The sequence below is a fragment of the Streptococcus mitis genome (assembly GCF_003942965.1).
GTDB classification, from domain to species: Bacteria; Bacillota; Bacilli; order Lactobacillales; family Streptococcaceae; genus Streptococcus; species Streptococcus mitis_BH.
In genome coordinates, this window is record NZ_RJOG01000007.1 from 15,522 (window position 1) to 38,125 (window position 22,604).

The 22,604-nt window shown below is 41.1% G+C and carries 24 protein-coding genes; 19 read left to right on the forward strand and 5 right to left on the reverse strand.

Going from position 1 to position 22,604, the window contains the following annotated elements; translation table 11 throughout:
* Positions 1 to 101: 101 nt before the first annotated feature.
* Both adhP and D8837_RS03235 read right to left on the reverse strand, forming a co-directional pair.
* On the reverse strand, positions 102 to 1,121 hold the full coding sequence (gene adhP, locus D8837_RS03230; RefSeq protein WP_000649144.1) for an alcohol dehydrogenase AdhP: 1,020 nt from the start codon (positions 1,119 to 1,121) through the stop codon (positions 102 to 104).
* 224 nt (positions 1,122 to 1,345) lie between these two features.
* Positions 1,346 to 2,158 (reverse strand): Cof-type HAD-IIB family hydrolase, encoded by an 813-nt coding sequence (locus tag D8837_RS03235; RefSeq protein WP_125456183.1) that lies wholly within the window; start codon positions 2,156 to 2,158, stop codon positions 1,346 to 1,348.
* A gap of 188 nt (positions 2,159 to 2,346) precedes the next feature.
* On the opposite strand from D8837_RS03235, the gene D8837_RS03240 reads away from it, so the two are divergent.
* The 6 genes from D8837_RS03240 (at position 2,347) to folK (ending at position 8,307) form a co-directional block, all read left to right on the forward strand.
* Entirely contained in the window at positions 2,347 to 3,765 is a 1,419-nt protein-coding gene (locus D8837_RS03240) for an NCS2 family permease (RefSeq protein WP_049487300.1), read from the forward strand.
* 52 nt (positions 3,766 to 3,817) lie between these two features.
* On the forward strand, positions 3,818 to 4,525 hold the full coding sequence (locus D8837_RS03245) for a CPBP family intramembrane glutamic endopeptidase (protein ID WP_185755652.1): 708 nt from the start codon (positions 3,818 to 3,820) through the stop codon (positions 4,523 to 4,525).
* A gap of 93 nt (positions 4,526 to 4,618) precedes the next feature.
* Positions 4,619 to 5,593 (forward strand): dihydropteroate synthase, encoded by a 975-nt coding sequence (gene folP / locus D8837_RS03250; protein WP_185755653.1) that lies wholly within the window; start codon positions 4,619 to 4,621, stop codon positions 5,591 to 5,593.
* A 1-nt stretch (position 5,594) separates the two neighbouring features.
* A complete protein-coding gene (locus D8837_RS03255; protein WP_125456185.1) occupies positions 5,595 to 6,917 on the forward strand; it encodes a bifunctional folylpolyglutamate synthase/dihydrofolate synthase in 1,323 nt (440 codons plus the stop codon).
* On the forward strand, positions 6,898 to 7,452 hold the full coding sequence (gene folE / locus D8837_RS03260) for a GTP cyclohydrolase I FolE (protein ID WP_078237932.1): 555 nt from the start codon (positions 6,898 to 6,900) through the stop codon (positions 7,450 to 7,452). Before D8837_RS03255 ends, folE begins: the two co-directional genes overlap by 20 nt.
* A 42-nt stretch (positions 7,453 to 7,494) precedes the next feature.
* Entirely contained in the window at positions 7,495 to 8,307 is an 813-nt protein-coding gene (gene folK, locus D8837_RS03265; protein WP_125456186.1) for a 2-amino-4-hydroxy-6-hydroxymethyldihydropteridine diphosphokinase, read from the forward strand.
* A gap of 45 nt (positions 8,308 to 8,352) precedes the next feature.
* Here the strand turns inward: folK and D8837_RS03270 are convergent, their stop codons facing one another.
* Positions 8,353 to 8,670: a DUF960 domain-containing protein gene (locus tag D8837_RS03270; RefSeq protein WP_000886035.1), complete on the reverse strand. Its 318-nt coding sequence runs from the start codon at positions 8,668 to 8,670 to the stop codon at positions 8,353 to 8,355.
* Between the two features lie 236 nt (positions 8,671 to 8,906).
* Between D8837_RS03270 and ccpA the strand changes: the two genes are divergently transcribed.
* On the forward strand, positions 8,907 to 9,917 hold the full coding sequence (gene ccpA, locus D8837_RS03275) for a catabolite control protein A (RefSeq protein WP_001090628.1): 1,011 nt from the start codon (positions 8,907 to 8,909) through the stop codon (positions 9,915 to 9,917).
* 51 nt (positions 9,918 to 9,968) lie between these two features.
* Here the strand turns inward: ccpA and D8837_RS03280 are convergent, their stop codons facing one another.
* Complete coding sequence (locus D8837_RS03280; protein ID WP_125456187.1) at positions 9,969 to 10,931, reverse strand: asparaginase; 963 nt, start codon at positions 10,929 to 10,931, stop codon at positions 9,969 to 9,971.
* 65 nt (positions 10,932 to 10,996) lie between these two features.
* Here D8837_RS03280 and D8837_RS03285 point away from each other — a divergent pair, with 65 nt between their 5' ends.
* Positions 10,997 to 12,388: a Cof-type HAD-IIB family hydrolase gene (locus D8837_RS03285; protein WP_125456188.1), complete on the forward strand. Its 1,392-nt coding sequence runs from the start codon at positions 10,997 to 10,999 to the stop codon at positions 12,386 to 12,388.
* A 185-nt stretch (positions 12,389 to 12,573) separates the two neighbouring features.
* Here D8837_RS03285 and D8837_RS03290 read toward each other — a convergent pair whose 3' ends face one another.
* Complete coding sequence (locus D8837_RS03290; RefSeq protein ID WP_000079148.1) at positions 12,574 to 13,026, reverse strand: universal stress protein; 453 nt, start codon at positions 13,024 to 13,026, stop codon at positions 12,574 to 12,576.
* Between the two features lie 161 nt (positions 13,027 to 13,187).
* Here D8837_RS03290 and D8837_RS03295 point away from each other — a divergent pair, with 161 nt between their 5' ends.
* The 11 genes from D8837_RS03295 to grpE all read left to right on the forward strand — a co-directional run bounded on the left by D8837_RS03295 (position 13,188) and on the right by grpE (position 22,305).
* Positions 13,188 to 13,490, forward strand: a complete 303-nt coding sequence (locus D8837_RS03295) for a hypothetical protein (RefSeq protein ID WP_185755654.1) — start codon at positions 13,188 to 13,190, stop codon at positions 13,488 to 13,490.
* Positions 13,491 to 13,645: 155 nt separating this feature from the next.
* On the forward strand, positions 13,646 to 14,860 hold the full coding sequence (locus D8837_RS03300; protein ID WP_125456190.1) for a pyridoxal phosphate-dependent aminotransferase: 1,215 nt from the start codon (positions 13,646 to 13,648) through the stop codon (positions 14,858 to 14,860).
* A 276-nt stretch (positions 14,861 to 15,136) separates the two neighbouring features.
* Positions 15,137 to 16,336: a phosphoglycerate kinase gene (locus D8837_RS03305; RefSeq protein WP_125456191.1), complete on the forward strand. Its 1,200-nt coding sequence runs from the start codon at positions 15,137 to 15,139 to the stop codon at positions 16,334 to 16,336.
* Positions 16,337 to 16,659: 323 nt separating this feature from the next.
* Positions 16,660 to 17,187: an FUSC family protein gene (locus tag D8837_RS03310; RefSeq protein ID WP_084947380.1), complete on the forward strand. Its 528-nt coding sequence runs from the start codon at positions 16,660 to 16,662 to the stop codon at positions 17,185 to 17,187.
* Positions 17,188 to 17,263: 76 nt separating this feature from the next.
* Entirely contained in the window at positions 17,264 to 17,620 is a 357-nt protein-coding gene (gene glnR / locus D8837_RS03315; RefSeq protein ID WP_000659548.1) for a transcriptional repressor GlnR, read from the forward strand.
* A 36-nt stretch (positions 17,621 to 17,656) separates the two neighbouring features.
* Complete coding sequence (gene glnA / locus D8837_RS03320; protein WP_125456192.1) at positions 17,657 to 19,003, forward strand: type I glutamate--ammonia ligase; 1,347 nt, start codon at positions 17,657 to 17,659, stop codon at positions 19,001 to 19,003.
* 113 nt (positions 19,004 to 19,116) lie between these two features.
* Positions 19,117 to 19,437, forward strand: a complete 321-nt coding sequence (locus tag D8837_RS03325; protein ID WP_125456193.1) for a PadR family transcriptional regulator — start codon at positions 19,117 to 19,119, stop codon at positions 19,435 to 19,437.
* A complete protein-coding gene (locus D8837_RS03330; protein WP_125456214.1) occupies positions 19,437 to 20,012 on the forward strand; it encodes a DUF2812 domain-containing protein in 576 nt (191 codons plus the stop codon). The genes D8837_RS03325 and D8837_RS03330 overlap by 1 nt, the downstream gene beginning before the upstream one ends.
* A gap of 34 nt (positions 20,013 to 20,046) precedes the next feature.
* Positions 20,047 to 20,559, forward strand: coding sequence for a DUF2812 domain-containing protein (locus D8837_RS03335; protein ID WP_125456194.1), 513 nt, complete (start codon positions 20,047 to 20,049; stop codon positions 20,557 to 20,559).
* Between the two features lie 160 nt (positions 20,560 to 20,719).
* Complete coding sequence (hrcA, locus tag D8837_RS03340; RefSeq protein WP_057487506.1) at positions 20,720 to 21,754, forward strand: heat-inducible transcriptional repressor HrcA; 1,035 nt, start codon at positions 20,720 to 20,722, stop codon at positions 21,752 to 21,754.
* A gap of 26 nt (positions 21,755 to 21,780) precedes the next feature.
* Entirely contained in the window at positions 21,781 to 22,305 is a 525-nt protein-coding gene (gene grpE / locus D8837_RS03345; protein ID WP_000046038.1) for a nucleotide exchange factor GrpE, read from the forward strand.
* Positions 22,306 to 22,604 lie beyond the last annotated feature (299 nt).

The following is a 22,604-nucleotide window of genomic DNA, read 5'->3' on the forward strand; positions in this document are numbered from 1 at the left end:
TATATTGAGTTTTAGAGAAGTTTTTTTGAATCCTTATTAAAAAATTTAATATAAAAAAAGTTGGAAGCGTATTCCAACTTTTAAAATAGGTTTCTAATAGATTAGTGGGTGAAGTCGAGTACCATACGTCCTTGGATTTGACCTTTTTCCATTTCGTCGAAAATGGCTACGGCATCTTCTATTGGACGTTTTTGAACAACTGGAACTACTAAACCTTCTGCACCGAATTGGAAGGCTTCTTCCAAGTCTTTACGAGTTCCAACAAGAGAACCGATGACTTGGATTCCATCTAGAACGGTTTTGACGATGCTGAGTTCCATCATTTCAGAAGGAAGACCAACAGCGACTACGCGACCACCAGCACGAACTGAGTCAACAGCCTGGTTGAAGGCAACTTTAGATACAGCAGTTACGACAGCTGAATGAGCTCCACCATCAGTTTTTTCCTTGATGAGTCCAGGTACATCTTCAACTTCGAGGCCGTTAATAACAATGTCAGCGCCAACTTCTTTTGCAAGGGCAAGTTTGTCGTTATTGATATCAACTGCGATGACATGAGCATTGAATACTTTTTTAGCATATTGAACAGCTAGGTTACCAAGTCCACCAGCGCCGTAAAGAACAACCCATTGTCCTGGTTCAACTTTGGCTTCTTTAATGGCTTTATAGGTTGTTACACCAGCACATGTGATAGAAGAAGCTTGGGCTGGATCAAGTCCGTCAGGAACTTTGACAGCATAGTCTGCAGTTACGATACATTGTTCAGCCATACCACCATCTACTGAGTAGCCGGCATTTTTCACTGTACGGCAAAGAGTTTCACGGCCAGTAGTACAGTATTCGCAAGTGCCACATCCTTCAAAGAACCAAGCAACGCTGACGCGGTCGCCGACTTTAAGGCTTTTTACATCTGGGGCAATTTCTTTAACGATACCAACACCTTCGTGACCTAGGACACGTCCTGGTACTTGACCAAAGTCACCATGGGCAACGTGGAGGTCAGTGTGGCAAACACCGCAGTATTCAATTTCTACAAGTGCTTCCCCAGTTTCAAGTGGACGGAGTACTTTTTCCTCAATAGCAACACCAGTGCTTTCTGGATTTACAACAACAGCTTTCATAGCTATCCTCCTTGATATTAACTGAGAGCAGGAGAAACAGGACTAGATTGATTTTGTGTCAACAGAGTCGAGTATGACGAGCTCTCTTGTATTTATATGTGAAGTATATCACAAAAGAAAGCCTTTTCCAAGGTTTTGGATGCAAAAAGTAGAACAATCGATTAACTGGTTGATGAGACTGTGAAAAGAGCACAAAGACCAGCTCGCAAGCTGGTCAGAATGGACTATAAGAATAAATCTTGCAGGGTTTTGGCAACACCGTCTTGGTCATTGGTCAGGGCGATTTGCTCATCCGCATAGGGGAGCAGGTCTGGATTGGCATTTTTCATTGCATAACCTTTCCCAGCAAAAGCGAGCATTTCGGTATCGTTGTGTTCATCTCCAAATGCAATCAAATCCTTTTTATCGCGGTTCATTACCTTGAGCAAGTAGTCCAAAGCAAAGGCCTTATTGACACCTTTTGGGGTACACTCGAGAATATTGAGCGGACCACCCCAGGTATTGATAGACAGTTGATGCTGGTAGAAGGCGTTCATTTCTTTTGCCAAGGCATATTTGTCAATGGCTCTGGTCTGTAACAGGATACAGTTAGGATCTTTGGTCACTAATTCAGGCTGAAATTGATCTTCAGGATGGAAAGCTTCCACACCAAATAGTTTGGGATTGGCAATTTCTTCATTAGGATTTGTAATGTAGAATTTTTTACGATATTCTCCAGCTATAAAATCGGCTTGAATGTCCTTTGAACGTCGAACCATATCTAAAAGATATTTTTTGTCTACAGTTAAACACTTTTCAAAATCCCAAACTTGGTCTGGTAAATGAGTGAGGGAGCCGTTGAAGTTAATCATAGGAGTGTCTAAGCCCAGTTCACGGTAAAAATCTTTTGACATACGGTAAGGGCGACCTGTCGTAATAATAACCTGATGGCCTTTTTCAACAACTTTTTTAATGGTTTTTTTGGTAAAGTCAGAAATTTGACTGTCCGAGTTGAGCAGGGTTCCATCCAGGTCAACTGCAATAATTTTTTTCGTCATAGGGACCTTTCTAGTGTCTTTTCAGATAAGATGTCTACTATTATAACAGAAAGCAGGCAGAAAAGCAGATTCGAAACAAAAAAGAAATTTCATCAAATTCTTAAATAAATCAAACAAAGATATTGAAAAAGTGAATGATAAATGATATAATTCTATTATTGTTCGTAAAAATTAAAAGGAGATTGATAATGGACAAATTATTTAAACTAAAAGAGAACGGTACAGACGTTCGTACAGAGGTTCTCGCTGGTTTAACAACTTTCTTTGCAATGAGCTATATTCTCTTTGTAAACCCACAAATTCTTTCGCAAACAGGAATGCCTGCTCAAGGTGTCTTCCTAGCGACGATCATTGGTGCAGTAGCGGGTACCTTGATGATGGCCTTCTATGCTAACTTACCTTATGCCCAAGCGCCAGGTATGGGTCTTAATGCCTTCTTTACCTTCACAGTCGTATTTGGACTTGGCTATTCTTGGCAAGAAGCCCTAGCTATGGTTTTCATCTGTGGTGTCATCTCATTGATTATTACCTTGACAAATGTTCGTAAAATGATCATTGAATCGATTCCCAATGCTCTTCGCTCAGCTATTTCAGCTGGTATCGGTGTTTTCCTTGCTTACGTGGGAATTAAGAATGCTGGACTTTTGAAATTTACGATTGATCCAGGCAACTATACTGTTGTAGGAGAAGGTGCTGACAAGGCTCAAGCCACGATTGCAGCAAATGCTTCAGCAGTTCCAGGATTGGTCAGTTTTAATAATCCAGCTGTTTTGGTGGCTCTTGCAGGACTTGCCATTACTATCTTCTTTGTCATCAAAGGGATTAAAGGGGGAATTATTCTCTCTATTTTGACAACAACTGTTCTTGCTATTGCAGTTGGTTTGGTAGATTTGTCTAGTATCGATTTTGCTAATAATCATGTTGGTGCAGCCTTTGAAGACTTGAAGACAGTTTTTGGTGCAGCTCTTGGTTCAGAAGGTTTGGGAGCTTTGATTTCAGATACAGCTCGCTTGCCTGAAACTCTGATGGCTATTCTTGCCTTTTCATTGACAGATATTTTTGATACAATTGGTACCTTGATCGGTACAGGTGAAAAAGTTGGTATCGTAGCGACAAATGGTGAAAATCACCAATCAGCTAAGTTGGATAAGGCTCTTTACTCTGACTTGATTGGTACTTCAATTGGTGCCATCGCTGGTACTTCGAACGTAACGACTTATGTTGAGTCTGCTGCTGGTATCGGTGCAGGTGGACGTACTGGTTTGACAGCCTTGGTTGTAGCTATCTGTTTTGCTATCTCAAGCTTCTTTAGCCCACTTCTAGCGATTGTACCGACAGCCGCTACAGCTCCAATCTTGATTATCGTTGGGATTATGATGTTGGCTAGCTTGAAAAATATCCATTGGGATGATATGTCTGAAGCGGTTCCTGCTTTCTTCACATCTATCTTTATGGGATTCAGCTACTCTATCACTCAAGGGATTGCAGTTGGTTTCTTGACTTACACTTTGACTAAGCTTGTTAAAGGTCAAGCTAAAGATGTTCATGTCATGATTTGGATTTTGGATGCTTTGTTTATCCTTAACTACATCAGTATGGCCTTATAATAGGATAACCCAGGGGGATTTCCCCCCTTTTTTAATACAAAGGAGATGGGTGATGAAAGAGAAAAATATGTGGAAAGAATTATTGAATCGTGCAGGCTGGCTGTTAATCTTTTTTCTGGCGACAATTTTATATCAGATTCCTATAGGGGTTACTGCTATTTTAACTTTAAATGCAGTACCACTGTTACAGTCAGGACTGATAGTTGCTGGTATTTCGATTGTGATTCTGGTGCTGTTTATTATTGGAGCTCGTAAAACGCAGTTAGCAAGTTTTAATTTTTCTTTTTTTAGAGCTAAGGATTTGGCACGTTTGGGATTAAGTTATTTAGTCATTATCTGTTCAAATATACTTGGTTCCATTTTATTGCAACTATCAAATGAGACGACAACAGGGAATCAGTCTCAGATTAACGATATGGTTCAGAATAGTTCTCTGATTTCCAGTTTCTTCTTGTTGGCCTTGCTTGCTCCAATTTGTGAGGAAATCTTGTGCCGTGGGATTGTTCCTAAAAAGATTTTCCGAGGCAAGGAGAATTTGGGATTTGTAGTCGGTACGATTGTCTTTGCTTTATTGCATCAACCAAGTAATTTACCTTCTTTATTGATTTATGGAGGTATGTCGATTGTTCTATCTTGGACGGCTTACAAGACCCAACGTTTGGAAATGTCTATCTTACTTCACATGATTGTGAATGGGGTTGCTTTCTGTTTGTTGGCTCTTGTGGTGATCATGAGTCGGACATTAGGGATTTCTGTTTAAGATTTTTGACAATTGCTTACCTGTTTCTACTGGGAAAAAGATGAATGCAATCGTGTCCATCTTTTTCTTTTTATGGTAAAATAGAGAAATAATATGGTGAAAAGCCTTGAGGGAGTGACCGATATGTCAACTAAAGCCAATCATGCAAAGACAGCTATTTGCGGAATTATCAATGTAACCCCAGACTCCTTTTCGGACGGTGGTCAATTTTTTGCTCTTGAGCAGGCGCTTCAGCAGGCTCGTAAATTGATAGCAGAAGGAGCCAGCATGCTAGATATCGGTGGAGAATCAACTCGGCCGGGAAGTAGCTATGTTGAGATAGAAGAGGAAATCCAGCGTGTTGTTCCAGTGATCAAAGCTATTCGCAAGGAAAGTGATGTCCTTATCTCTATTGATACTTGGAAGAGTCAGGTAGCAGAAGCTGCTTTGGCTGCTGGTGCCAATCTAGTCAATGATATCACTGGTCTTATGGGTGATGAGAAAATGGCGGATGTGGTTGCTAAGGCTGGTGCGAAAGTAGTCATTATGTTTAATCCAGTCATGGCGCGACCTCAGCATCCTAGCTCGCTCATATTTCCTCATTTTGGATTTAATCAAGCTTTTACAGAGGAAGAGTTAGCTGACTTCGAAAAATTGCCAATCGAAGACTTGATGGAGGCTTTCTTTGACAGAGCTTTAGCTAGAGCGAATCCAGCTGGAATCGCAAAAGAAAATATCATGTTGGATCCAGGAATTGGCTTTGGTCTGACCAAGAAAGAAAATCTGCTTCTTTTACGGGATCTGGATAAACTACATCAGAAGGGCTATCCAATCTTTCTTGGAGTGTCGCGCAAGCGGTTTGTCATCAATATTCTTGAAGAAAATGGTTTTGAAGTCAATCCTGAGACAGAACTTGGTTTCCGCAATCGAGATACGGCTTCGGCTCATGTAACTAGTATTGCTGCAAGACAGGGTGTAGAAGTGGTGCGCGTGCATGACGTAGCTAGTCACAGGATGGCAGTTGAAATTGCCTCCGCCATTCGTCTAGCTGATGAAGCGGAAAATCTAGATTTAAAACAATATAAATAAGATGAAAGAAATTGAAAACAATCACTGGATTGCTAACTACCGGACGGACCAACCGCATTTTGGCTTGGAACGAATGGTGGAACTGTTAGCTTTGCGTGGCAATCCCCATCTCAAACTCAAGGTCATCCATATTGGAGGAACCAATGGCAAGGGTTCGACCATTGCTTTTTTGAAAAATATGCTAGAAAAGCTAGGGCTGAGAGTTGGTGTTTTCAGCTCGCCCTATCTCATTCATTACACAGATCAGATTAGCATCAATGGGGAATCTATCCCAGAAGCTAGACTAGAAGCCCTCATGGCAGACTATCAGTCTTTGTTGGAAGGGGAATCGGCTACCAATTTGCAGGGGACAACTGAGTTTGAAATAATTACAGCTATAGCCTATGATTACTTTGCCTCAGAGCAAGTAGATGTGGCTATCATAGAAGTGGGTATGGGTGGTCTTTTGGATAGTACCAATGTCTGTCAGCCCATTTTGACAGGAATTACGACTATTGGATTGGACCATGTAGCCCTACTTGGTGACACCTTGGAAGTCATAGCAGAGCATAAAGCTGGTATTATCAAACAAGGTATTCCTTCGGTAACAGGTTGCATTGCTCCAGAAGCGCTAGCTGTGATTGACTCTATTGCAGAAGCAAAAAATGCGCCGAGAATTGCCTATGGGGCAGATTATCAAGTTAGTCATCAAAAGAGTGTGGTTACGGGTGAAGTCTTTGACTATACAAGTGTTGTCAGACAAGGTCGCTTCCAGACTGGCCTGCTTGGTTTGCACCAGATAGAGAATGCTGGGATGGCCATAGCTTTACTTGATACTTTTTGTCAAGAAGATGGTCGAGAGCTAGCAAGCAATCACTTGCTTGCTCAAGCTTTGGAAGAAACAAGTTGGCCAGGGCGTTTGGAAATCGTGTCAAGAGATCCCTTGATGATTTTGGATGGAGCCCACAATCCCCATGCTATTAAGGCTTTATTAGCAACCTTGCAAGAACGTTTTGCAGATTATCGTAAGGAAATCCTCTTTACTTGTATCAAAACCAAGGCCTTGGAGGATATGTTGGACTTGCTGGGGGCCATGCCAGATACCGAGCTTACTCTGACACATTTTGACGATAGTCGGGCGACTGATGAAAACGTGCTGAAAGAGGCAGCTAAGTCTAGAAATCTCAGCTACCAAGGTTGGCAGGATTTTCTAGAGCAGAAATTGACAGATAAAAAAGAAGAGAAAAAAATAGTTAGGATTGTCACAGGTTCCTTGTATTTCTTGAGCCAAGTGAGAGCCTATCTGATGGAGAGGAAGAACGAAAATGGACAAACAAAAGATTGAAGCAGCTGTAAAAATGATTATCGAGGCTGTCGGAGAGGACGCTAACCGTGAGGGCTTGCAGGAAACACCTGCTCGTGTGGCTCGTATGTACCAAGAGATTTTTTCAGGGCTTGGTCAAACAGCGGAGGAACATTTGTCAAAATCCTTTGAGATTATTGACGATAATATGGTGGTAGAAAAGGATATTTTTTTCCATACCATGTGTGAACACCACTTCTTGCCATTTTATGGTAGAGCGCATATTGCCTATATTCCAGATGGCCGTGTGGCAGGTTTGTCTAAGCTAGCTCGTACGGTTGAAGTTTATTCGAAAAAACCACAAATTCAAGAACGTTTGAATATCGAAGTGGCCGATGCCTTGATGGACTATCTAGGTGCTAAAGGAGCCTTTGTTGTCATTGAGGCGGAACATATGTGTATGAGTATGCGTGGTGTCAGAAAACCAGGCACTGCAACCTTGACGACAGTAGCTCGTGGTCTATTTGAAACAGATAAGGACCTAAGAGATCAGGCTTATCGTTTAATGGGACTATAAAAAGAATCCGCTTGAAGCGGATTTTTCTAGAAAGGAATCATTATGGATCAACTGCAGATTAAGGATTTGGAAATTTTTGCCTATCATGGTCTTTTTCCTAGTGAGAAAGAATTAGGGCAAAAGTTTGTCGTTTCAGCTATCCTATTCTATGATATGACTAAGGCGGCTACAGATTTGGATTTAACAGCCTCTGTCCATTACGGAGAACTGTGTCAGCAGTGGACGACTTGGTTTCAGGAAACGAGTGAAGATTTGATTGAAACGGTAGCTTATAAACTGGTGGAACGTACTTTTGAGGCTTATCCTCTTGTCCAAGAAATTCAGCTGGAACTGAAAAAGCCTTGGGCACCAGTGCATTTGCCACTAGATACTTGCTCGGTAACCATTCATCGCCGCAAGCAACGAGCCTTTATCGCCCTAGGAAGCAATATGGGAGATAAACAAGCAAACTTGAAACAAGCCATTGAGAAAATGCGAAATCAAGGTATCCATATTCTCAAAGAGTCCAGTGTCTTGACGACGGAGCCTTGGGGTGGTGTGGAGCAAGATAGCTTTGCTAATCAAGTGGTTGAGGTTGAAACCTGGTTGCCGGCCCCAGTTCTATTAGAGAACTTGTTAGCCATTGAGTCAGAGATGGGACGGGTGAGAGAAGTACACTGGGGGCCTCGTTTGATTGATTTGGACTTGCTCTTTGTGGAGGACCAGGTCCTTTATACAGATGACCTTATTTTGCCCCATCCTTACATAGCGGAACGCCTTTTTGTTCTTGAGTCTCTACAAGAAATTGCGCCTCATTTTATCCATCCGACATTAAAGCAACCGATCCGCAACTTGTATAATGCTTTGAAACAATAGAAAAAACTCTAGTTTTCAGTCGCTTGTAACTGAAGGCTAGAGTTTTTAAAATAGGTCATTTTCTTCTGGGAGGAGGATAGTTTCTCTACCGTCCATATCTAAAACCAGGACTCTCGGGGGATAAAGAGGGTCAAAGGGATGGTTAAAATCAAAATCAATGGCTGTAGGGAGGTGTTGACTTGAGAAGTGGAAGGTAATTTTTCCTTGGTTATTGAGCAATTGAAACTCAAGTTCTTCTTCCAATTCAAAGACATTTTTTAAGAAGTGGTCGATGATATACCAAAAAGAGTCAATAACGTCATCAGGCAAGCTGGTAACAATGCCAAAACTAGCCGATCGCATGTGGGTATTGGTAAAAGCCATATTTCTACCCCCTTTCTTTCCCTTATCATACAGCAAATAGGATTAAAAATCAAGAAAAGGCGATTTTTTCTTCATAAACATAGCTTTCTATGAAATTTTTTCAAATAATCTTCAAAAAAAGCTTGAAAGTGTTTACAAATAGTGATAAAATGGAATAAGTAGAAGCATGAAAACGAAATTTTCATACCGTCTCTTTTTTTGGAGTCTCGTGAGGTATGATATAGAAAGGAAATGGAATGAATACAGACGATACAGTAACGATTTATGATGTCGCCCGTGAAGCAGGAGTTTCAATGGCGACAGTTAGCCGTGTAGTCAATGGCAATAAGAATGTAAAAGAGAATACCCGTAAAAAAGTGCTTGAGGTAATTGACCGTTTGGATTACCGTCCAAATGCCGTGGCGCGTGGTCTTGCAAGTAAAAAGACAACCACTGTCGGAGTTGTGATTCCAAATATTACCAATGGTTATTTCTCAACGCTTGCTAAAGGGATTGATGATATCGCTGAAATGTACAAGTATAATATTGTCCTTGCTAATAGTGATGAGGATGATGACAAGGAAGTTTCAGTTGTCAATACCCTGTTTTCTAAGCAAGTGGATGGTATCATCTTTATGGGGTACCACTTGACTGAAAAAATTCGTTCAGAGTTTTCTCGTTCTCGAACACCAGTTGTTCTTGCAGGAACTGTGGATGTAGAACATCAGCTTCCAAGTGTCAATATTGACTACAAACAAGCAACGATTGATGCAGTAACCTACCTTGCTAAAGAAAATGAGCGCATTGCTTTCGTTAGCGGTCCACTAGTGGATGATATCAATGGTAAGGTTCGTTTGGTTGGCTACAAGGAAGCCTTGAAAAAAGCAGGCATCTCTTATAGCGAAGGATTGGTATTTGAGTCTAAATACACTTATGAAGATGGCTATGCCTTGGCAGAACGCTTGATTTCATCAAATGCAACTGCAGCAGTTGTAACAGGTGATGAGTTGGCAGCAGGTGTCTTGAACGGCCTTGCTGATAAGGGTGTGTCAGTACCAGAAGAGTTTGAAATCATTACTAGTGATGATTCACAAGTCTCTCGCTTTACCCGTCCAAACTTGACCACTATTGCCCAACCTCTTTATGACCTTGGTGCTATTAGTATGCGTATGTTGACTAAGATTATGCACAAGGAAGAGTTGGAAGAACGTGAAGTTCTCTTACCTCATGGTTTGACAGAACGTCGTTCGACACGAAAACGGAAATAGAAAAAATCAGGGAATCGTGAAGATTTCCTGATTTGTTTTTAGAGAAGAGACTTACCCTTCCATATAGTCTTTCAAAGCTTGCCCTGTTAGTCCGGCATTGAGGGCAATGAGGAGTTTCAAACGGGCTTTTTGGGCGTTGAGTTCTTTGACAAAGAAGACACCAGATTTTTGCAACTGCACGCCTCCACCCTGGTATGCATAAACAGGTTCTGCGATACCGTTAAAGCATCGGGAAACCAGGGCGACTGGGATTCCTTTTTGCAGAAGGCTTTCTAATTTTTGAGCCGTTTCTTTGGGAACATTGCCCGCCCCGAAGGCTTGGATAATCAAACCGTCCAATTGATCTAAATCCAGCATATCAATCAGCTCATCTGTCATACCAGCATAGGCAGAGATGATAGGGACTAAGCCTTGTATGTGATCAAGATCAAAGCGAACACGAGGTTCAGCTGTTTTAAAGTAGAGTACTTCCTGTTTCATAATCAGACCAAGTGGCCCGTGTGTTGGAGTCTGGAAGGTGCTGACGTTGGTCGTATGTGTTTTGGTAACATACTTGGCAGCGTGGATTTCATCGTTCATAACGACCAAAACCCCTTTGTCAGAAGCCCTGTCATCGCTAGCCACCCGTAAAGCACTCAGATAATTATAAACACCATCACTGCCGAGTTCGTTGGAGCTGCGCATGGCCCCTGTTAGAACGATAGGAATATGGGGAACTTCCATGGTATCAAGGAAATAGGCTGTTTCCTCTAAAGTATCGGTCCCGTGTGTGATCACCACTCCATCGTAGTTAGCAGCTTCCTCTTTAATTTTCTGGTAGAGGGCCAGCATATGCTTGGGTTTGATATGGGGACTTGGCAGGTTAAAAAAGTCCAAGGCGTGGACTTGGATTCCTTCAAGAGGATTGGACACATGGTTCATGGGATTATCTGAACTCGTTACAACAGCGCCAGAAGCATCGGCCTGCATGGAAATAGTCCCACCTGTATGTAAAACAAGGATTTTCTTAGGCATGATTTACTCACTCTTTCTGAAATGTGGTATAATCATTGTATCACAAAAGGGGAGATTGGGATAGGATGGAAGTCAAAGCTGTTTTTTTTGATATCGATGGAACCTTGGTCAACGATCGCAAGAGTGTTTTGAAATCCACTAAGGACGCGATTAAGATTGTCAAAGAACAAGGGGTACTTGTCGGCGTAGCGACAGGTCGAGGACCTTTTTTTGTTAAGGAATTGATGGACGATTTGGATTTGGACTTTGCGGTAACCTACAATGGCCAGTATATCTTTACTAAAGACAGAGTCTTGTTCACGAGTCCTATTTCCAAGTTACATTTGCGCCAGCTAATTAGCTATGCTAAAAAAGAGGGCAAGGAGATTGCCCTAGGGACTAAGGATGCCATGTTGGGTTCCAAAATCATGTCTTTTGGTCTGGGAACTTTTTCTCAACGAATTAGTCGCTTCGTTCCCTCAGTTTTAACTCGGACAGTGAGTCATTCCTTTAATCGTATGGTCAGCAAGGTTGTTCCCCAAAAGGAAGAAGACCTGCTTAATCTGATGAATCAGCCTATCTACCAAGTTTTGATGCTGATGACGCCAGAAGAATCTGAGAAGGCGGCAGCTGATTTTGAAGACTTGAAATTGACACGTAGTAATCCATTTGCTGCGGATGTCATCAATCAAGGAAACTCTAAGTTGGAAGGTATTCGCCGAGTTGGGAAAGAATATGGTTTTGATCTCAACCAAGTCATGGCCTTTGGTGACTCAGATAACGACCTAGAAATGCTGGCTGGTGTTGGTATGTCGGTTGCTATGGGAAATGGTAGTAGCAGTGTCAAGGAAGTTGCCAAGCACATCACTACCAGCAATCAGCAAGATGGAATCCACAAGGCCCTGGAACATTTTGGTGTTCTGGCCTCAGAAAAAGTCTTTGTCAGCCGTGATTATCATTTCAATAAGGTCAAGACCTTCCACCACATGATGGATGAACGGACCCAAGAAGAACCTCGAGCTTGGGATTTAGAAGGTGCAACCCACAGGGCTGGCTTTAAAATAGAAGAATTGGTAGAGTTTGTTCGAGCTGCCAGTCCTTCTGAAGAGGACTTTGGTCAAGCTCTATCGCAACTTCATCAAGCTCTTGATAAGGCGGCCGATAAAGTGGCTAAGAAGACGCCTGCTCAGCAAGATTTGATAGGTCAGGTAGATGCCCTGATTGACACGCTTTACTTTACCTACGGTAGTTTTGTCTTGATGGGGGTGGACCCAGAACGTATTTTTGATATCGTCCATCAGGCTAATATGGGGAAAATTTTCCCAGATGGCAAGGCCCATTTTGATCCAGTGACCCACAAAATCCTAAAACCAGATGATTGGGAAGAAAAATATGCTCCAGAACCTGCTATTAAAAAGGAACTGCAGCGTCAGCTCAAGGCTTATGAACGCCATAAAGAGAGAAATAATACTCAATGAAAATCAAAGAGCAAACTAGGAAACTAGCCGCAGGCTGCTCAAAGCATTGCTTTGAGGTTGTAGATAGAACTGATGAAGTCAGTAACATATATATACGGCAAGGCGACGTTGACGTGGTTTGAATTTGATTTTCGAAGAGTATAAATAGTAAACAAAAAGGAGCTCTGGGCTCCTTTTCTTTGTGATTATAAGGTTTTTTCTTGTTCTCTCACAACTAGCAAATCAACCTTAGCATGGCGGAGGATGTATTCAGATGAAGAACCGACCAAGAGGCGTTCAAAGGCGTTGAGACCTGTTGCGCCAACGAGGATGAGATCAACTTCTTCTGCATCTGGAATAGTACGTGCCAGTAGGGTCTTTGGATTTCCCATTTCAATGACGATATGAACATCTGCCACCCCAGCATCTTTAGCACGTTTTTCGTACTCTTTCATCAGACTTTCAGCGTCGACTTGGAGTTCTTCGTAAACTTCAGCATCAAAGGTGGATACGCTTTGGAGAGCGCGTGTGTCAATGACATGGGCGATGGTGAGTTTAGCGTCGTTTCGTAGAGCAGAATGAACTCCCTTGACAAAAGCCAAGTCTGCTTCTTTAGAACCATCGATTGCGACCATGATATTTTGGTAACGTTGTGCCATAATGAAACCTCCTGAAATTTTCTTACTATAATTGTAAACCTTTTCACTATAGAAGTAAAGCGAAAAAAGTATTTTTCAAAAGAATATTAGCGCTTAAAATCTATATAAATATATGATAAAATAAAAGAAAGGATAGCAGGAAACAAGTGAAGGGAGGGAGAATGATGAAGCACTCTTTTCAAGAAATAAAAAAATCAAATTTCCTTTATTATGGCATCATCCTAGTTTCTGTCTTGCTAGAAGTTATCATGATCTGGCAATTAGAGAAGCTAATTCCGCTTCTCTATCCAGGTTTTGTTGGCTTTTTAGTCTTTCACCTACTCTACCATTTTCTATTATTCCTGGTTGCAAAACGAAGTGGGCGTAGGGATTACTTGATGATATGGGGGCTTTTCCTCATGTTCAATCTTCTTTATGACTCCTTTTTAGGCTTGCTTTTTCTAGGTTTATCTTTTGGTATGTGATGTGACTTTCGCAAATACCTGCTATCTCCCCTGTCTTGACCTCGCTTTTAGCGAGGCTTTTCTTCTGTAGAATTTTAGTAACACATTTCAGTAAACTTGTCGCATTTTCTTTCTAGTGGTATAATGTTACTATCCTGATGAATTGAGGAAACAAGATGAAAGAATATAACAAGTCTAGTAAGTTAGAGCATGTTGCTTATGATATCCGTGGTCCTGTTTTGGAAGAAGCCATGCGGATGCGAGCAAATGGAGAAAAGATTTTACGTCTGAATACAGGAAATCCAGCAGAATTTGGCTTTACAGCGCCAGACGAGGTCATTCATGACTTGATTATGAATGCGCGTGATAGTGAAGGTTATTCTGACTCTAAAGGGATTTTCTCAGCCCGTAAGGCCATCATGCAGTATTGCCAATTGAAGAAATTCCCAAACGTGGATATTGATGATATCTACCTTGGAAATGGTGTTAGTGAGTTGATTGTCATGTCCATGCAGGGGCTTTTGGATAATGGCGATGAGGTCTTGGTGCCTATGCCAGACTATCCTCTCTGGACAGCGGCTGTCAGCCTAGCTGGAGGAAATGCCGTTCACTATATCTGTGATGAAACTGCAGAATGGTACCCAGATATTGACGATATCAAGTCAAAAATCACTTCCAATACCAAGGCAATCGTCCTTATCAATCCAAACAACCCAACTGGAGCCCTTTATCCTAAGGAACTCTTGTTGGAGATTATTGAGATTGCCCGTCAAAACGATTTGATTATCTTTGCGGATGAAATCTACGACCGCATGGTAATGGATGGACATGTGCATACGCCTGTGGCGAGCTTGGCACCAGATGTTTTCTGTGTCAGCATGAATGGTCTGTCAAAATCCCATCGTATCGCTGGTTTCCGTGTGGGTTGGATGGTCTTGTCTGGTCCTAAGACACACGTTAAAGGCTATATAGAAGGGCTCAATATGCTATCCAATATGCGTCTTTGCTCTAACGTTTTGGCCCAACAAGTCGTACAAACTTCCTTGGGTGGTCACCAATCAGTTGATGAATTGCTCCTTCCTGGTGGACGAATTTATGAGCAAAGAAATTTCATCTACAATGCCATTCAAGATATTCCAGGTTTGTCTGCGGTTAAACCTAAGGCTGGACTCTATATCTTCCCTAAAATCGACCGCAATATGTACCGTATCGATGATGATGAACAGTTTGTCCTTGATTTCTTGAAGCAGGAAAAGGTTCTCTTGGTTCATGGTCGAGGCTTTAACTGGCAGGAACCAGACCACTTCCGTATCGTTTACCTTCCTCGTGTTGATGAACTAGCCCAAATCCAAGAAAAGATGACTCGTTTCTTGAAACAGTATCGTAGATAAGAATTAAGCTGTATTTTAAACTTGATTTTTCCAGATAGTAGTCCACTTCTGGACGTTAACTGATATGTCCTTAAAAGTTAGAGTTTAGTCTCTAATTTTTAGGGTCCATGTCAGTTTTTTTGTTTATTGTATAAATTAAGGGATCTAGTTTTGTAAGATAATTTTGAATTTAATGAAATCAGATTAAATATCGAAAAATCTTGTGAAATCTTTCCTTATATTTCCAAAGTGTGATATAATAGTTTCGAATAAAATAAATAAAGGGGTTTTTGTAACATGGCAAAACTTACTGTTAAAGACGTTGACTTGAAAGGTAAAAAAGTCCTCGTTCGTGTTGACTTCAACGTACCTGTAAAAGATGGCGTGATTACCAACGACAACCGTATCACTGCAGCTCTTCCAACTATCAAGTACATCCTTGAACAAGGTGGACATGCTATCCTCTTCTCTCACCTTGGCCGTGTAAAAGAAGAAGCAGACAAAGCTGGTAAATCACTTGCTCCTGTAGCAGCAGACTTGGCAGCTAAATTGGGTCAAGACGTTGCTTTCCTTCCAGGTGTCACTCGTGGTGCTGAATTGGAAGCAGCTATCAACGCTCTTGAAGATGGACAAGTTCTCTTGGTTGAAAACACTCGTTACGAAGATGTTGACGGCAAGAAAGAATCTAAAAACGATCCTGAACTTGGTAAATATTGGGCATCACTTGGAGATGGTATCTTCGTAAACGATGCATTCGGTACAGCTCACCGTGCACACGCATCTAACGTTGGTATCTCAGCAAACGTTGAAAAAGCAGTTGCTGGTTTCCTTCTTGAAAACGAAATTGCCTACATCCAAGAAGCAGTTGAAGCTCCAGAACGTCCATTTGTGGCTATCCTTGGTGGTTCAAAAGTTTCAGACAAGATCGGTGTTATCGAAAACTTGCTTGAAAAAGCTGATAAAGTCCTTATCGGTGGTGGTATGACTTACACATTCTACAAAGCACAAGGTATCGAAATCGGTAACTCACTTGTAGAAGAAGACAAATTGGATGTTGCGAAAGCTCTTCTTGAAAAAGCAAATGGTAAATTGATCTTGCCAGTTGACTCAAAAGAAGCAAACGCATTTGCTGGTTACACAGAAGTGCGTGACACTGAAGGTGAAGCAGTTTCTGAAGGCTTCCTTGGTCTTGACATCGGTCCAAAATCTATCGCTAAATTTGATGAAGCTTTGACTGGTGCGAAAACAGTTGTATGGAACGGACCTATGGGTGTATTTGAAAACCCAGACTTCCAAGCTGGTACAATTGGTGTGATGGACGCTATCGTGAAACAACCAGGAGTTAAATCAATCATTGGTGGTGGTGACTCAGCTGCCGCAGCGATTAACCTTGGACGTGCAGACAAATTCTCATGGATTAGTACGGGCGGAGGTGCTTCAATGGAACTTCTCGAAGGTAAAGTATTGCCAGGTTTGGCTGCACTTACAGAAAAATAATTTCAGCCCGTTAGTCTCTACAAAATCCTGATTTTGTAGAAAAAGGAACAAAACTGAAACGTTAACAAAAAGGTGACATAGCCACCTTTTTGTGTTAGTGTAGGTATTTGTGACGCGGTGGTGGAGCATCAATGGAACTTCTTGAAGGTAAAGTTCTTCCAGGACTTGCAGCCTTGACAGAAAAATAAGATTTTATAACTAAATCAAAGAAGAGAGGGATGAAAGTTCCTCTTTTCTTTTGCTTAAAATAAAAACGCTTCCTCTCAACTATTGCTCATAAAATCAGCCAATTTATGATAAAATGGAAATAGAAAGTTGAGATTATGAGTTATTTTAAAAAATATAAATTCGATAAATCCCAGTTCAAACTTGGTATGCGAACCTTTAAAACAGGTATTGCTGTTTTTCTAGTTCTCTTGATTTTTGGCTTTTTTGGTTGGAAAGGTCTTCAAATTGGTGCTTTGACAGCCGTTTTTAGCCTGAGGGAGAGTTTTGATAAGAGTGTCCATTTTGGGACTTCGCGTATTCTAGGAAATAGTATCGGTGGTCTCTATGCCCTCCTCTTCTTCCTATTAAATACCTTTTTCCACGAAGCCTTTTGGGTAACCTTAGTAGTTGTTCCAATATGCACCATGTTAACCATTATGACAAATGTAGCCATGAATAACAAAGCAGGAGTTATTGGTGGTGTAGCAGCTATGTTAATCATTACCCTATCGATTCCGAGTGGCGAAACAATTTTGTACGTGTTTGCGCGCGTATCAGAAACTTTCATGGGAGTTTTTGTCGCAATTCTCGTAAATTACGATATTGATCGCATTCGTCTCTTTTTAGAAAAAAAAGAAAAATAATGTTACATTTTATAACATTATTAATTGACGTTTGTCTTTTTTTAGACTATAATAGACAGAAAGAAGGAAATTGTAAATGAAGGAAAAAGAATTTCGCCGAAATATGGCTGTTTTTCCTATCGGCAGTGTTATGAAGTTGACCGATCTATCGGCGCGTCAGATTCGTTATTATGAAGATCAAGAGTTGATTAAGCCTGATCGAAACGAAGGGAACCGTCGCATGTATTCCTTGAATGACATGGATCGTCTGCTTGAAATCAAAGATTATATCTCTGAAGGTTATAATATAGCTGCCATTAAGAAAAAATATGCTGAACGTGAAGCGAAATCCAAGAAAGCGGTGAGTCAGACTGAGGTGCGTCGTGCACTTCATAATGAACTCCTCCAACAGGGTCGCTTTGCTTCAGTACGGTCACCTTTTGGTCGCGGTTAGGCAACCGCAAGTAGTTATACATTAAGGAGAAAACTCATGCCAATCACAGCTGCAGATATTCGTCGTGAAGTCAAGGAAAAAAATGTTACCTTTATTCGTCTCATGTTCTCAGATATTTTGGGAACCATGAAAAACGTCGAAATTCCTGCTACAGATGAACAGTTAGATAAAGTCTTGTCAAATAAGGCTATGTTTGATGGATCTTCTATTGAAGGTTTTGTACGTATCAATGAGTCAGATATGTACTTGTACCCTGACTTGGATACATGGACAGTCTTCCCTTGGGGAGATGAAAATGGAAGTGTTGCAGGTTTGATCTGTGATGTCTATACAACAGAAGGTGAGCCATTTGCAGGCGATCCTCGTGGCAATTTGAAGCGTGCTCTTCGTCACATGGAAGAAGTAGGATTCAAGTCCTTCAACCTTGGACCAGAGCCAGAATTCTTCCTATTTAAGTTGGATGAAAATGGAGACNCAACACTTGAAGTGAATGACAAGGGGGGCTACTTTGATTTGGCGCCTACTGACCTTGCTGACAATACACGTCGTGAGATTGTCAATGTCTTGACCAAAATGGGATTTGAAGTAGAAGCGAGTCACCACGAGGTTGCGGTTGGACAACACGAGATTGACTTTAAGTACGATGAAGTTCTCCGTGCCTGTGATAAGATTCAAATCTTCAAACTTGTTGTTAAAACTATTGCTCGCAAACATGGGCTTTATGCAACCTTTATGGCCAAACCAAAATTTGGTATTGCCGGATCAGGTATGCACTGTAATATGTCCTTGTTTGATGCAGAAGGAAACAATGCCTTCTTTGATCCAAATGATCCAAAAGGAATGCAGTTGTCAGAAACTGCCTACTATTTCCTTGGCGGTTTGATCAAGCATGCCTACAACTATACTGCTATCATGAACCCAACAGTTAACTCATACAAACGTTTGGTTCCAGGTTATGAAGCGCCTGTTTACATTGCTTGGGCTGGTCGTAACCGTTCGCCACTTGTGCGCGTGCCTGCTTCACGCGGTATGGGAACTCGTCTTGAGTTACGTTCAGTGGATCCGATGGCAAACCCATACATCGCTATGGCTGTTCTTTTGGAGGTTGGTTTGCATGGTATTGAAAATAAAATCGAAGCACCAGCTCCTATCGAAGAAAATATCTACATCATGACAGCAGAAGAGCGTAAGGAAGCTGGTATTACAGACCTTCCATCAACTCTTCACAACGCTTTGAAAGCTTTGACAGAAGATGAGGTTGTCAGAGAAGCTCTTGGAGAACATATCTATACTAGTTTCCTTGAAGCCAAACGAATCGAATGGGCAAGCTATGCAACCTTCGTTTCACAATGGGAAATTGATAACTATTTAGATCTTTACTAATATAGAAGAAAGATTGCCTGAGGGTGGTCTTTTTTCTTGCGTTTTATATCGAGGTGTGATATATTTTATATAACGAAGTGCGATATATCGAACTGAATAGGAGGTGCTTATAAATGGAATTAACGGATAAGGTTCGTCGGGTCTATCTTCCGATGACGGAAACGGGTTTTTATATCTTGTTCTGTTTGCAAAAGGAGCGTCATGGTTATAGTATTACGCAAAAGGTCAAGGAGATGACAGATTCACAAGTTTCGATTAGTCCTGGAACTATGTATGGAACCTTGTCAAAAATGGAAAAGGATGGTTTGATTTTCTTTGTCCACGAAGAGGAAAAACGGAAAATCTATCAGATAACAGACTTGGGACGAAAAGTCTTAGATATTGAATTGAAGCGTATTGAACGGCTATATAGAAACAGTCGGGAGGAAGGATGATGGAAGAGAAAATTGTTTATCGAATTTTTACAATTGCGGATTATGAGAGAGAGGCTCTATACTTTAGAGAAATGCATGCTAAGGGCTGGAAACTTAGGAAAGTAAGCTATTCTATCTTATTGTTTGCAGTTAAGTATACCTTTGAAAAATGTCAGCCTGAGCAAGTGTCTTATCAGTTGGATTTTTACCCAATGGAAAAATCAGAGAGAACCTCCTATTTACAACTCTTTAAAGACTGTGGCTGGGAGCATATTACAGACTTTAATAGTTTTTCCTATTTTAGAAAAGCACATTCTGAAATTGAATCGAATGTAGAATTTGAAATCTATAATGACGCTGCTGGGAAGTTAGCTATGGTTAACCGCATTTTAAGACTGCGATTAGTACCTGTTTTACTTTTGCTAGCCATACATATACCATTCTTACTTAAATTGCTCAATAGAAGTAATGCGTATGGTCTATGGAGTTTACTTGCGGTCGGGCTAGATATTTTCTTGTCTTTAATCCTTTTGTTAATGGTTGTATACATTAGCTGGAAGTTATGGCATAAAAAGAAGGAATTATCAGATTTATGATAGGGTAGGTATGCTCAAAATTGGAGGGGAAGTCATGATAAATAAAAAGCAATTTCGGATTTTCACTATTCTTGATTTGGACAAGAAAGAAGAATATTTACATGAGATGCACTTAAAAGGTTGGAGGTATAGAACGAGTCGTTTTGGTTTGTTCTATTTTGACCAATGTCAACCAGACGATGTCATCTACCGTATCTATGATTCTAGATTTCTTAAAAAGTATCAGCATGAATTGCAAGATTTTAGAAATAGAGGTTGGGAATTGATAGAAAGAGGTTTTTGTTCAGTTCTTCGTAAACCAGCTTCTGATATACTTTCAGAGGATCAAGTTTATATGAGTAATAATCTCAGGTGGGAAGTTATGCGGTCTAGACTTCGTTCCTGTACAGCTACTTTCTCGGGTGGTCTTGTTGTTTGTATGAGTTTATTTAAAGAAGAGCTTTCTATGTCTTTCTTTATTATTTTTCTTTTGTATGCTTTTCTGATTTCTTATCTAATCCTTGGTTTTTTCAGACTTAAAAGGAAATACCAAGTAGATGAACAGTAAGGTTCTAGGTCTTCAGACTGATTTTTAGCACTCTTGACAAAAGAGTGCTAATTTTTTGAGTTTTTATCTTGACATTCTCTTCTAAGGGTGTATAATAGAATCATGAGTTAGCACTTGAGCGCATCGAGTGCTAATTGATCAGACAGAGAGGAGTGATGAGATGGTTACAGAGCGTCAGCAGGATATTTTAAATCTGATTATTGACATCTTTACCAAAACGCACGAACCTGTCGGATCCAAAGCCCTGCAAGAGTCTATTAACTCTAGCAGTGCTACCATTCGTAATGACATGGCGGCTCTAGAAAAGCAAGGTTTGCTTGAAAAGGCTCATACTTCAAGTGGTCGGATGCCAAGTGTTGCTGGTTTTCAGTACTATGTGAAACACTCACTGGATTTTGACCGACTGGCTGAAAATGAGGTTTATGAGATTGTCAAAGCCTTTGATCAGGAATTCTTCAAATTGGAGGATATTCTGCAAGAGGCTGCTAATCTACTGACAGACTTGAGTGGCTGTACGGTAGTGGCACTGGATGTTGAGCCCAGCAGGCAACGTTTGACAGCCTTTGATATCGTTGTTTTGGGGCAACATACAGCCTTGGCAGTATTCACCCTAGATGAGTCTCGAACGGTTACCAGTCAGTTTCTGATTCCAAGGAACTTTTTGCAGGAGGATTTGCTGAAACTGAAGAGCATCATTCAGGAACGTTTCCTCGGCTACACTGTTCTAGATATTCACTACAAGATTCGGACGGAGATTCCGCAGATTATCCAGCGTTACTTTACAACAACGGATAATGTGATTGATCTCTTTGAACATATCTTTAAGGAAATGTTCAACGAAAACATTGTGGTGGCGGGCAAGGTTAATCTCTTGAATTTTGCCAATCTGGCAGCTTATCAGTTCTTTGACCAACCGCAAAAGGTGGCTCTGGAGATTCGTGAGGGTCTGCGTGAAGATCAGATGCAAAACGTTCGTGTTGCAGACAGTCAAGAGTCCTGTCTAGCTGACCTAGCGGTGATTAGTAGCAAGTTCCTCATTCCTTATCGGGGAGTTGGAATTCTAGCTATTATCGGTCCAGTCAATCTGGATTACCAACAGCTAATCAACCAAGTCAACGTAGTCAACCGTGTTTTGACCATGAAGTTGACAGATTTTTACCGCTACCTCAGCAGTAATCATTACGAAGTACATTAAGATTGAAATCATTAAAGGAGGCGAAAATGGCCCAAGATATAAAAAATGAAGAAGTAGAAGAAGTCCAAGAAGAGGAAGTTGTGGAAACGGTAGAAGAAACAACTCCTGAGAAGTCTGAGTTGGACTTGGCAAATGAACGTGCAGATGAGTTCGAAAATAAATACCTTCGCGCTCATGCAGAAATGCAAAATATCCAACGCCGTGCCAATGAAGAGCGTCAAAACTTGCAACGTTATCGTAGCCAGGACTTGGCAAAAGCGATTCTCCCTTCTTTGGATAACCTTGAGCGTGCACTCGCAGTTGAAGGTTTGACAGATGATGTGAAGAAGGGCTTGGAAATGGTGCAAGAAAGCTTGATTCACGCTTTGAAAGAAGAAGGAATCGAAGAAATCGCAGCTGACGGTGAATTTGACCATAACTACCATATGGCCATCCAAACTCTTCCAGCAGACGATGAACACCCAGCAGATACCATCGCCCAAGTCTTCCAAAAAGGGTACAAACTCCATGACCGCATCCTACGCCCAGCAATGGTAGTGGTTTACAACTAGGCAATTCTGACGGTAGCTAAAGCAACTCGTCAGAAAACGGCAATCGCTATGGCGTTTGCCTAGCCTCCTTACTAACTCGTTGTCGAAATAAAATCGATTTCGACTCCTCGTGTCGTAATTTACATAATAGAAAACTTGTCCGAAACGACACTAAACTATGAAAGAAAGATAAAAAGCAAGCCGGAGGCTTGCAAGGAAGATATTTCCCGCCGTGGTGAAAGTTTCAGTAGCTTCTGCTACTGAAACAGGGGATTTTTGAGACAATAGGCTCAAAAATAAGTGATGAAATCCCGAAGGGA